The organism is uncultured Campylobacter sp., from assembly GCF_937921625.1.
Lineage (GTDB): Bacteria > Campylobacterota > Campylobacteria > Campylobacterales > Campylobacteraceae > Campylobacter_B.
This window is the reverse complement of record NZ_CAKZTI010000016.1, coordinates 17784-29076: the sequence shown is the minus strand read 5'-3', so window position 1 is coordinate 29076 and position 11293 is coordinate 17784. Positions and strand designations below refer to the sequence as shown.

Genomic DNA, 11293 nt, shown 5'->3' with positions numbered 1-11293 from the left:
GACGTGCGTGCGGCTAAATTTGATGAAATTAGCGCTTCGGCAGGCAGAGCCGATAAGCGAGTGTTAGACGCTTGTGCAGTGCCGCAAAATCTAAAGCTGCGCGCGCCCAATGTGTGGATATACTCGCGCTGCAACTCTTACAATAAGCCCAATAGCAACTTCACACGGAAAAGAAAAATGTATAGCGAATGTGTCTGCTAGAAGCAAAGTAAAAATCGGTACGATAAACGAGAGTGAAGTAAAAGCTAAGCGGGCGACAGGCTATTTTTTAGAAAATCAATGTATCTTAATAATCACGAGCAACAATCTGCGTAGAACAAGAGAGCAGCGAATTTATAAAATAATGAGCACAATAGATGCGCGAATAGACTAAATTTTAACTTTCAATGTAGAGTGAGAATAATAGCCGCCCCTATAGGCATACGAAAGCAGATTTTCACTATTGCTTACGCTGCAGCTGTATTAGCAAGACCATGTGAAAGCCCATCTCTAATAATGCCCAATCCGTTACTCATTTTTTACTCCTTCTTCTGGATTATTTTTAATCAAATTTCTATCTGAAAAATTTATAAAAAATATCAATAAAAGTAGAAAAACCACCCCTTTTAAAAAGAATTTAAACTGTGCGGTCATCAAATATGGTCTTAACAATCTATGATCGAAATTATATTCTTTATATATCTTTCCATCTTTATCTTCAAGCTGTAAAATTTCATTATTACCTAATATATCCGGGCTTGGCTCGCCGTAAATTTTGATTTTTTGCCCTTTTAGCTTTTCGTAAATATCGCTATCGCTTTTGCTTATTTCATAAACTTTTTTCTTGCCGTTTTCTAGTTCTATATGTATTCGTCCGCCGCTTCCGCGAAAATTATAATAAACGTTTCTTAAAATTCCGGTATCTATCTCAAGCTCATTCAATTGTTTGGGCGCCGTGTCCGTTCTATAAATAGTAAGAAGTATCCCGCATAGGACAAAAAGCAAACCATAACAGCCTATGCTAGCCACCTGTGCCGGCGGATGCGAAACTCCCCTGATAAAAACACGTCTATAAAATACATCGTAAAAATAATATAAGAACCTTCTTATATATTTTGTTATGAATTTCATAAAATTTTCCTTCATATTCTTTTGGATATTTTATTGAGCCGATAATAAATTTGCTCTAAATTTACAAAATTTCCCGCTTTAAATTTTAAATCTGCAGAAACTTTAAAACTAAGCAAAATTCAAAGACCAAATATACGAAATCACCACGGCAAAGTTTCCGCCTGCGTAGCTATGGCTCAGCGCCGTGAAGTATAAAATTTCATCCGCCCTACTCCTCAAACAGATTTCTCTCCGCAGTCTTTAGCACGCGACCGAGCGCCTCGCGCGCCTTATCGGTTGCGATGCGGCCTTTGGCGGTCTTTTCTATGTAGCCGTTGGCGAGCAGATAGGGCTCGATGACGTCCTCGATCGTGCCCTCATCCTCGCTAAGCGCCGCCGCGATCGTGCTAAGCCCCAAGGCGCGGTGCTTAGCGTCAAATAAAATTTCCAAATATTTTATATCCATCTCGTCAAAGCCCTGCTCGTCCACGCCCAGCGCCTCGAGCCCTTCGCGCGCACGATCGTGCGAGATAGCGCCCTCGTCGCGCACCTCGGCAAAATCGCGTATGCGGCGCAGTAGCCGTAGCGCAATACGCGGAGTACCGCGGGAGCGACGCGCGATCTCGGCGCTGGCGTCGCTTGCGCTCTCTTTTCCGAGTTTAACCGAAGCGATCTGCACTATCCGCGCAAGCTCGGCGTGCGTGTAAAACTGCAAGCGAAACTGCATGCCGAAGCGATCCCGCAGCGGCGCCGAGATCATGCCCGCGCGCGTCGTGGCGCCGATGAGCGTGAAGTGCGGAATGTCGATCTTGATGGTCTGCGCGGCGGGACCAGAACCGATGATGATGTCGAGGCGGAAGTCCTCCATCGCCGAATACAGCACCTCCTCGATCGCGGGGCTTAGGCGGTGGATCTCGTCGATGAAAAGCACGTCGCCGCTTTGCAGGTTCGTTAAAATCGCCGCCAGATCGCCCGCCTTTTCGATCATCGGCGCGGCGGTGACCTTGATGGCGGCGCCCATCTGAGCGGCAATGATGTGCGCCAGCGTGGTTTTGCCGAGCCCCGGCGGCCCGTAGAAAAGCACGTGATCGAGCACGTCGGCGCGCTTTTTCGCCGCGGCGATCGCGATAGCGAGGTTCGATTTGATCTTCTCCTGCCCCACGTAATCCTCGAAGCTCGACGGGCGCAGCGAGCTCTCCACGCTCTCATCGAGCTGCATCTTTTCGATCTCTACAATTCTGTCCATAATCTCTCTTTAATCGTTTTTAAAATTTTAGCAAGTGTAGCGAAAAATGGCTAAATTTTGACAATTTTAGCAAGGCGCCGTCTTTGCGAGCGAGATAAAATTTACCGCGCAGAATTTTACGGTACGCGCTTGGGGCTAAAAAGCAGAGCACCCGTCGCAAAAGACTGCGAAATTTTAGCGCGACGTTTTAAGGCTATGCTCATGCCGCTACGCTCGCTATGCCTTAAGTGTGAAATTTTGTCGTAGTGGCTCCCAAACAGCGCGCGGGTCGCTAACTGCGCTAAATTTTACAGCGTGAAATTTTAGCGCGTAAATTTAAGGCTTTAGGCGTTCGCGAGCGGCGGTGCGAAATTCGAGCGCATAGAATTTAGCGGCAAAATTTAGCCGTTTGAAAATACTCGCATGGTTTTACGACGCGAAATTTGACGCTTGGAATTTTGCGATATTAAATTCGGCGCCTGGAATTTTGCAACGTAATTTTGCCTCGTAGAATTTTAAAAAGAATTTCGCTTTTGCGGCAGTGAGGCTTTAAATTCTACGCTTCAAGCTTTGCGACACGCAGCTAGCCAGAATTCCGTCTCGCGCAGTCGGTTAAAATTTTGCAAGAAATTCTGCGTAGAATTTTATGCAGAATTCTACCTTGCGCGGCTAGGTAAAATTTCGCGCGACATTTCGTTTTTCAAGACGACTTAGAATTTAGCGCGGATTATAAAATCTGTCGCTAAGCTCAACGCGGGCTCGTGCGATTAAATTTAGCCTCTCAGCCTCGCGACGCCTTATCGATCGCGCCCCAAATTAAGGCGCTAAATTTTTCCTGCGCGAGCCTAGTTCTACAAATCGTGCTCTTCGATCAAAACGCTCTTATTATTATCGCTGCTACAGAACGCTCTATATGAGCCGGACGTTGTGCTTTCGAATAAAAATACTACGCCGTCGCTTTCAAATTTTTTCGAGCAGCCCTTGGCGTGCAGCTTGGCGAGCTTCGAGCTATCCGGGGCATAAAACTGATAGCTATCGGTGAAGTGCTCCACGTATCGGTAGGTGATCTCCGCCCAAGGCACCCCGCTATCACCGCTTCTATTTAGCACGATGGTTCTGGCGTTTATCGCCGCGAGCTTTGACTTTAGCTGCCCAAACGTCTTTTTGTCCCAGCCGATGAGCTTTAATCCCTCGCCGATACCCGGCGCATTATCTCTAAAAATGGAATTTGAATAAAATTTCGTCTCGTTGCCGTCCAAATCAATCCAAATATACTCATCGCCGTAGGTGCTCTGGATCGTAACGCGCAAATTTTTAGGGAAGTTGCGACCTGCAAAAGCTAACAGGTCTAGAAATTTCTCGCGATTGTGCTCGTAGTTTTGCATCGGCGGGGCTTTATCCAGTTCCATATCATCTTTATCAAAGAAAGAATTAAACGCGAAAAATGCCGCCAAAATCGGCAGCACCTTTACGCAAAAGAGCAAGCCCAGAGCCACGGCTATGACGATTTTTAAAGCTTTAGCCAAATTTTCTCCTTAAATTTTATAAGCCGTTTAGGCGTGACGGCTGGTTTATGTTTGAGCTCTACGGCTACGTGCGTAAAATTTAGCGCTCGTAGCGTATTTTAGAGCTGCGGGCGCGAGAGCGTTCATGAAAAGCGCTCGCGCATTGCGCTCGGCGACAGAAATAGCGCCCGCATGCAGAAGCGCGCAAACTCTCGCACGGCGCCGCCCGTATAAAATACCGCGCAGAGTATCCGCCCAAAGCGTCTGCGATCTACTCGCGCCGAATAAATTTCAAGCGGCGCAAGCTGGCGAGCTGTTTACGTAGCTTGCGACGCGCGAAAACGAAGCATTGTTTTAAGGCAAGCGAGGCTTTATCGCTGGAACTTCAGCGCGTAAATTTTAAAATTTAGCCCAAAACCCCGCTATTGTTTATATTCAAACTCCTCGCTTGGGAAGCTCTCGTCCTTCACTTCGCGCGCATATTCGCGCACCGCGCCTTTTACCAGCTCAGCGCCGTCTAAATAGCGCTTAACGAATTTCGGCCGAAACTCCGTGAAAAATCCGCACATATCGCTCCACACGAGCACCTGTCCGTCTATGCCCGCGCCCGCGCCGATGCCGATGACGGGCACGTCGGTGCCGAGCGCCACTTGATTTGCGACCGCGGAAATCGTCCCCTCTACCAGCAGCAGCACCGAGCCCGCCTCGACAAGCGCTCTAGCGTCGTTTAAGACCTCGCGCGCGCCCTCCTCTCCGCGTCCGCTTACCTTGTAGCCGCCCATAAAGCGCGAAAACTGCGGCTTTAGCCCGATGTGGCTCATAATGGCGATGCCGTTTCGATTAAGCAGCGCCACGGTATCTGCCATATGCGCGCCGCCTTCGATTTTGACGGCGTCGCAGCCGGTGCTCTCATAGACTTTGGCGCAGTTTTGCAGCGCAAGCTCTGGCGTCGCGCACGAGCAAAACGGCATATCCACGACCATATACGCTCGCTTGAGCCCCCGTCTTACGGCCCGCGCGTGATAAATCATCTGCTCCACGCTTGCGCCCAGGGTCTCGGAGTGCCCGCCGAAGCTCATATTTAGGCTGTCGCCTACGAGCACCATATCGACCTCGTCGTCGAAAATTTTAGCAAAAAGCGCGTCGTAGGCAGTGATCATCACGATCTTTTCGCCGGATTTTTTCATCTCATATAATTTAGAAAGCGTGATTTTTGACATTTTGGCTCCTTGATTTGGTTAAAATTTGAACACAATTCTAGCATAAGCCGAATTTGACATTTATAAAATTTTAAAGTAAAATGCGCGCGCATTCTTTCGGGGGTGACTTGGCTTCGACGGGAACGGATGGGTCAAGGCTGCATGTCGCTTTGGATACAGCGTATAAAATCCAAACTAAATTTAAACGCAAACAACGTTAAATTTGCTCCTGCTTACGCTAAAGCTGCGTAAGTCCAGTCGAGCCCTGCTCTGCGCCGATACTATCTAAGCGCGGCTGCGGGTAATCTGCGATAGCGTAGCTCTGCGGCGTGACGAGCCGTAGGGTGAAATCCTAGTCTTTGCGCCGGCGGGTCGTTTTGGAAAGTGAGCGAGCCTGCGCGAGAACTTCACTTTTGCTAAACATGTAGAGGCTTTGGTCGTTTGTTTTCGGACTGCGGTTCAATCCCGCACACCTCCACCAATTATCTATTTTTAAATTTTAATCACTTTTTATTCGAGTTGCATTTGGTTCCTGCACGCAGGCGTCTATCTTAAATTTTAGCCATTCCGGGCTTCTTTCATTTTTATTTTAGATATAATCTTTTCCGAAATATTAGGAGTCTTATTAGGGGCTTTTTCGCATTGGGGGGGGTTCCCATATGAATAAAGGGCGTATATTTTGCCAAAATTCGACGGTAGAGGCGTCAAAAGCATCAAGAAGTACAAGACGCAATACGCAATATTATAGAAGAGAGGAGAAAGAGATGAGAAATTTTGTTATATCTTTTGTCGCATTATGCCTATATGGGTGCAGCCCTACGATTTTAGGGCATAAAATCACTTTTGCAAAACACAAAGAAGGTGCCTTTTACGGCGAATGCGGCGAAAAAATAGATCAAAAAATTATATATAAATTTAAAGACGCCGTTATTCGTAAAATTTTCTATGAAGATAAAGAAGAATTTGCTTATTATGATGAGATAGTCATCCCTATCCAATCCTGCAAAGGCGAATGGTGTAAAATTTACTATCCTTGCGGCGAAAGAGGGTATTTCGTAAAGAAAGACGAAATAGAAAAATGGCAATGGCAATAATCTTATACTTAAAAGGAGCGAATTATGTTGTTTACAGATGAGGATTTTGTAAATATAGTGCCGCAGGATCTATTAGAGCGCGGTATACGCCTAAGAGAGGAGCTCGGTTTTTATGAAATCGCTTGGAAATTTGACGATGTAATGGAGGTACTAAAAATCGCAAGAGATAAAGGTATGATTATCCTAGGAGGAGAAGTATATCTCCTAAGCGGCAATAAGCCCATAATCACATGCAATAGCTGGTATACAAACGAGGGGAATGACAATGCATTCGAAGTGGCGATCGAATATATCACTAAGTATCGCGCTAGAAACGGAGATGATTTTATATATTATCCAGCCATTGGCCCTGGGCGGGTATCCAAATGAAAATTTTAATTGGATTGCGCAAATAAAATATCGGCAACCGATTAAATTTTAAAAGGAAAAACAATATGAAATTTAGAATTTTAGAACCGAGGCTTTATGAAAAGACAAGGATATGACTATAGAGGCTTGAGGGCGAATGCGGCATTGATGGCTAAAATAGATATTTTATTAAATTTGATAAATTTTGCTAAAGATATAAGTGCGATAGAAAGCGACTTGGCAACGATAGGCTTTGATAGCGAATTGGAGCTTGTAACAATAACTCAAAATACGATTGCAAATATCTTAAATAGAGTCGTCGATAAAGAAATTTCATATGATCTCCTTGAGGAATGGGCAAATTTAATCGGAGTGCCACGAGGACATAGGATATGAGGATGAAATTTTGCAGGAAATCATATTTGAGCTGGCAAACCCGTGCCTTTATGGGGAGATAGACGAGAGGAAGATTTGTATGATTTTAGATGAAATTAAATACGGGCGGAGCGAGACGAATGATATTAGAGAAAAATATTGATATTGTGGGCGAAAGAGCTATTTTACTAATGGCGCTGGGCTCATTACAGGCATTGGAACATAAAGCGATTACCATAGATGAAAGCCAAAGAATTTTGTTTTCGCCCTATATCTCAACGCACTTGGAAAAAAATAAGGTTGATGAACGCATTATAGATATAATAATCGAATGCTGCGAATTAGAGGATATTTTTGAGCTAATTCCTACAAAATATATGGAAACCCTGCAAATATTGCAGAATAGAATAATAGAAATTTTAAAGCAATACGATGAAGAGCCCAGAAAAAGATGGGTAATTATAGATGAGGGGTAGCCTCTATAGTTCCGTTTTTTGGCGAGCACTAAAAAAAATTTGGTTCAAGATAAGTTAAAAACTTTTAAAGGAATTTTTGGCTTATCTTGAACCTTTAAAATTTTAATGTCACGATAGAAATTCTGTGTAAATTTAAGTCCTTTCAATACTCGATAATGCTATTAACAAGATCGGTGTCACAATATAAATCATAGATTTTAGATGAGACGGCAAATTTTACAATTTAAAGAGTTTTTATATATCTTTCTCGATAATTATTAATTTTAAGCCATTAGCTTGAAATAAATTAGTAGATAAAATATCCCGATTTAGATTATAGGAGATTTTCTTATTCCTCAATGAAGTCAAGAGTAAAATTTTAAAGTCACGATGCTGTGATATAAATTTAAAGATATTGGTTGCAGAGGGTGGATTTGAACCACCGACCTTCGGGTTATGAGCCCGACGAGCTACCACTGCTCTACTCTGCGATACAAGAAGCGCAAATGAATTTTAAAATAGCATTCGCGATTGGATGGGGTAGGAGGATTCGAACCTCCGAATGATTGGACCAAAACCAATTGCCTTGCCGCTTGGCTATACCCCATCAAAAAAGGACTTTAATTATACAAAAACTTTAACCAAAAGTCAAGATTAGTCTTAAGCTCTATTAGCGGATTAATGAAAATCAGCAAGACTCAACGAATAAATTATATTTATATAAACAAAAAAAGGCTCTAGCTGAAGCTAGAGCCTTAAAAAAATATCTATACTAAAATATTAGTTATAGTTAACGTTTTTACCGCCAAATTTTAAACCATGATCTGCATCAATTCTAGTTTTGATTTGCGATAGACCTGGCATACTCCATACTTGACCGCATAATCCAGTTGTTACAGTAGCTACGGATATTGTATCATTTCCAACAGTAGGAGCCTTAGCCTCAAAGCACGCTAATGCTTTAACTTTTACTGGATTGGCAACATTTGTCATAGTGCTAACAGTAGAAGAGAAATTTCCTTGAGATGTATAATATGCACCTAAATCTGTTACCATAGTTTGAATGTTAGAAGCTGCCTTAGAAACCTCAGCATCATCACGAGTAGCTGCAAGTCTTGGAATAGCAACAGCTGCCAAAATACCTAAAATAACGATAACGAAGATCAACTCGATCATAGTAAAACCTTTTTTCATGGTTTACTCCTTAAATAAAATTCATCCCGCATACCTATATGCGAAACTTGGCGGAATTATAGAGAAAAATTTAAAAATTGTCAATAGTTTTTGGCAAATTTTTTACAATTTATTTACAAAGCTCGATTTTACGGGCATTGTAAAATCAAAATTTTAAGCTCATTTGGTCCATTAATGTATTTCGGCGGCGCCTCTGCACATTGATACCATAAAAATCATTTGCTTTCATTATCGCTCTTGCGCGTCCGATAAACTATATGACTATTCGAGATACAGGATACTACAGCCCGTATCTCTTGGTAAGAATTCCATACTCCTCTACGCGTCTATCGCGCAAAAACGGCCACCAGCGGCGTACGTTTTCGCATCTTTGCATATCGATGGTTACGACTTCGCATAGTTCATCAGCGCTGCTTGCGCGAAACAGCTGCTCGCCCTGTGCACCGAAAACAAAGCTATTGCCCCAAAATCTAATCCCCTCTTCGCTGGCAAGCCGCTCTACACGCTGTTTATTCGGCAACACCTCTAAAGTTTCGCCGTTAAATTTGATCTCTATCGAAATCTTTAAATTCTCTCGCGTCGCATCATTTTTCGCGGGCAAAATTTCGCCGCCGATCGCCATTTTGCCGCTATCCATTAGCGCACCGTTATTAAAAGATAAAATTCCGCCCTCGCTTAAAATTTTACTCTCACCGCCCGTATCCGCGGAGCGCAAAATTTTATCGCTGGCTGCTCCGCCGTCGCTTACTGGCGAAATTTTATTTCCCCCGGATAAAATTTCATCCGGCGAAACCTCGCTAAGCGCGGCGCTTTCAAAGCCCACGCGATTTACGGCGACTACGGGCAGAGAGTTTGCCACCGCATGCCCGCGCTGTACCGCGACCCAAGACTCCAGCTGGCGCGCCTTTTCGTCCTCGCCATCGCCGTCGAACCACCCGATCGCGGTCGGATATATGAGCAGCTCGGCACCGCGTAGCGCCATCGCGCGCGCCGCTTCTGGATACCACTGATCCCAGCACACGAGCACGCCGAGCCGTCCCACGCTCGTATCTATGGGCTCAAAGCCCAGATCGCCCGGCGTGAAATAAAATTTTTCGTAAAACTGCGGATCATCGGGTATGTGCATCTTGCGATACCGCCCCGCGATAGAGCCGTCGCGCTCGAAGACCACGGCGGTATTGTGATACAGCCCCGCGGCGCGGCGCTCGAAAAGCGAGCTTACCAGCACGACGCCAAATCTCTTCGCCACCTCGCTCCACAGCCGCAAATCGCGCTCAAAATCCTGCGCATAGTCGAAATTTTCGGTATTTTCGCGCTGGCAAAAATAATGCGTCTGATGAAGCTCTTGCAAAACGATTAATTGCGCGCCCTTCGCCGCTGCACGCGCGATGAGCTCGATGCTACGCGCTATCGTGCGCGCCTTGGTACCTTCAAATTTATGCGAAATCAGCCCAACTTTTAAAATTTTCATATTTTTCCTTCGATCTAAATTTAAAGCCTGAATTTATTCATGCACGAGCAGTGTAGCGAGCCGTTTTGGCGGATGAAAACGCGCGCGTTTACTCCCACTACTTCGCGATCCGTGCACGCTGTTCGCAGACGCGACAGTGCCAGCTCGTCTGCCGCGCGGTTTGGATCTTGCGGATCTGCGGGGTCTGCATATGTAGGCACGATGAGCGCGCCGTTTAAAAAGACGAAATTTGCGTAAGTCGCGGGCAGCCTGCGCCCCCGATAAAAGATCGCGCGCGGGATCGGCAGTTCGATCACGTCGTATCCGAGCGATGAAATTTCATCCTTCATCGCGCCAAGCTCCGCGTAGTGCAGATCGCTCGGATCGTCGCACGAGCTTATCGCCACGACGCGCGGGCTTAAAAAACGCGCGAGAGTATCGACGTGGCTGTCGGTATCGTCGCCTTTGATGAAGCCGTGTCCCAGCCAGATTATGTTTTTCAGCCCAAAAATTTCGCGCAGCCGCGCGTCCAGTTCGGCCTTGCTAAGGGAGTTGCGATTTTCGTTTAGCAAACACGCGCTGGTAGTTAGCATCGTGCCCGCGCCGTCAAAATCGACGCTGCCGCCTTCCAAGATCAAATCCACGTCTCGCAGCGGGCGGGCGCTCGCAGCATAAAGCTTAGAATTTAACGCGTCGTCCTTGGCGCTTGCAAACTTGCCGCCCCATGCGTTGAAACGAAAATTTAGCCCGGTGATTTTGCCGCCCTCCTCTACGTCGATCGCGCCGTAATCGCGGATCCACGTATCATCGGTGTCGATTTGCGCGAAGCTGACGTTTGCTAAGCCGCCGCAAATTTGCTCAAAATCCTCGCGGCTCGGCGCGATTGCGACGACCGGCTCAAACCTCGCTGCAGCGGCGATAAAGTCGCGGTAAGCCGCCCGTATCTCGCCCAAATACGGCGCCCAGTCGGTACCTGCATGCGGCAAGGACACCAAAAGCGCCTCTTGCTTCTCCCATTCGGCGAATGCTCTCATTTTTGCTCCAAGATTAAAATTTCACGGATTATAGCGAAGCTCGGTTTAAAAAGATATTTGTGGATGGTGCGCCCGGAGGAATTCGAATCCCCGACCTTTTGAACCGCAATCAAATGCTCTATCCAGCTGAGCTACGAGCGCACGAAATAAAAGAAACGGGATTATAGCGTTTTTAGCTTAAATTTAGCCAAAAAGGCGGTTTAAATTTCGACATGCGATAAATTTTAGCTTCGCATTTTTCGCATTTTTGCGTTTGCCTTATCACGACGCCCAGTTTTTCGTTTAAATTCCAACGTGCAAGAATTTTAGCCTACTCAAATTTACC

13 protein-coding genes, 3 tRNA genes and 1 other RNA gene are annotated in these 11293 nt (G+C 45.6%); 7 read left to right on the top strand and 10 right to left on the bottom strand.

Annotated features, from left to right (window positions below):
• Positions 1-201, top strand: a 201-nt coding sequence (locus tag Q0101_RS02280; protein WP_297941904.1) for a hypothetical protein, incomplete at its 5' end; no start/stop codon positions are given.
• A gap of 306 nt (positions 202-507) precedes the next feature.
• Here Q0101_RS02280 and Q0101_RS02275 read toward each other — a convergent pair.
• From Q0101_RS02275 to panB, 4 genes are all read right to left on the bottom strand, one after another.
• Entirely contained in the window at positions 508-1110 is a 603-nt protein-coding gene (locus tag Q0101_RS02275; protein WP_297941902.1) for a hypothetical protein, read from the bottom strand.
• Between the two features lie 208 nt (positions 1111-1318).
• A complete protein-coding gene (gene ruvB, locus Q0101_RS02270) occupies positions 1319-2335 on the bottom strand; it encodes a Holliday junction branch migration DNA helicase RuvB (RefSeq protein WP_297941900.1) in 1017 nt (338 codons plus the stop codon).
• Positions 2336-3165: 830 nt separating this feature from the next.
• A complete protein-coding gene (locus Q0101_RS02265; protein ID WP_297941898.1) occupies positions 3166-3840 on the bottom strand; it encodes a hypothetical protein in 675 nt (224 codons plus the stop codon).
• Between the two features lie 401 nt (positions 3841-4241).
• Entirely contained in the window at positions 4242-5039 is a 798-nt protein-coding gene (gene panB, locus Q0101_RS02260) for a 3-methyl-2-oxobutanoate hydroxymethyltransferase (RefSeq protein ID WP_297941895.1), read from the bottom strand.
• 98 nt (positions 5040-5137) lie between these two features.
• On the opposite strand from panB, the gene ssrA reads away from it, so the two are divergent.
• The 6 genes from ssrA (at position 5138) to Q0101_RS02230 (ending at position 7311) form a co-directional block, all read left to right on the top strand.
• Positions 5138-5499, top strand: a transfer-messenger RNA (tmRNA) gene (ssrA, locus tag Q0101_RS02255).
• Between the two features lie 283 nt (positions 5500-5782).
• Positions 5783-6112, top strand: coding sequence for a hypothetical protein (locus Q0101_RS02250; RefSeq protein WP_297941893.1), 330 nt, complete (start codon positions 5783-5785; stop codon positions 6110-6112).
• Between the two features lie 24 nt (positions 6113-6136).
• On the top strand, positions 6137-6481 hold the full coding sequence (gene imm40, locus Q0101_RS02245) for an Imm40 family immunity protein (protein ID WP_297941891.1): 345 nt from the start codon (positions 6137-6139) through the stop codon (positions 6479-6481).
• 96 nt (positions 6482-6577) lie between these two features.
• Positions 6578-6856 (top strand): hypothetical protein, encoded by a 279-nt coding sequence (locus Q0101_RS02240; protein ID WP_297941888.1) that lies wholly within the window; start codon positions 6578-6580, stop codon positions 6854-6856.
• Positions 6857-6866: 10 nt separating this feature from the next.
• A complete protein-coding gene (locus Q0101_RS02235) occupies positions 6867-6998 on the top strand; it encodes a hypothetical protein (protein WP_297941885.1) in 132 nt (43 codons plus the stop codon).
• Positions 6976-7311 carry a DUF3969 family protein gene (locus Q0101_RS02230; protein ID WP_297941883.1) on the top strand — a complete coding sequence of 112 codons (336 nt, stop codon included), beginning with the start codon at positions 6976-6978 and terminating at the stop codon, positions 7309-7311. Before Q0101_RS02235 ends, Q0101_RS02230 begins: the two co-directional genes overlap by 23 nt.
• A gap of 395 nt (positions 7312-7706) precedes the next feature.
• Here the strand turns inward: Q0101_RS02230 and Q0101_RS02225 are convergent.
• From Q0101_RS02225 to Q0101_RS02200, 6 genes are all read right to left on the bottom strand, one after another.
• A tRNA-Met gene (locus Q0101_RS02225) sits at positions 7707-7781 on the bottom strand.
• A gap of 41 nt (positions 7782-7822) precedes the next feature.
• Positions 7823-7897, bottom strand: a tRNA-Gln gene (locus Q0101_RS02220).
• Between the two features lie 173 nt (positions 7898-8070).
• Positions 8071-8484, bottom strand: a complete 414-nt coding sequence (locus Q0101_RS02215; RefSeq protein WP_297941881.1) for a type II secretion system protein — start codon at positions 8482-8484, stop codon at positions 8071-8073.
• 280 nt (positions 8485-8764) lie between these two features.
• Complete coding sequence (locus Q0101_RS02210; protein ID WP_297941879.1) at positions 8765-9955, bottom strand: carbon-nitrogen hydrolase; 1191 nt, start codon at positions 9953-9955, stop codon at positions 8765-8767.
• Between the two features lie 20 nt (positions 9956-9975).
• A complete protein-coding gene (locus Q0101_RS02205) occupies positions 9976-10968 on the bottom strand; it encodes an agmatine deiminase family protein (protein ID WP_297941876.1) in 993 nt (330 codons plus the stop codon).
• Positions 10969-11032: 64 nt separating this feature from the next.
• Positions 11033-11109 (bottom strand) — tRNA-Arg (locus Q0101_RS02200).
• Positions 11110-11293: the final 184 nt, after the last annotated feature.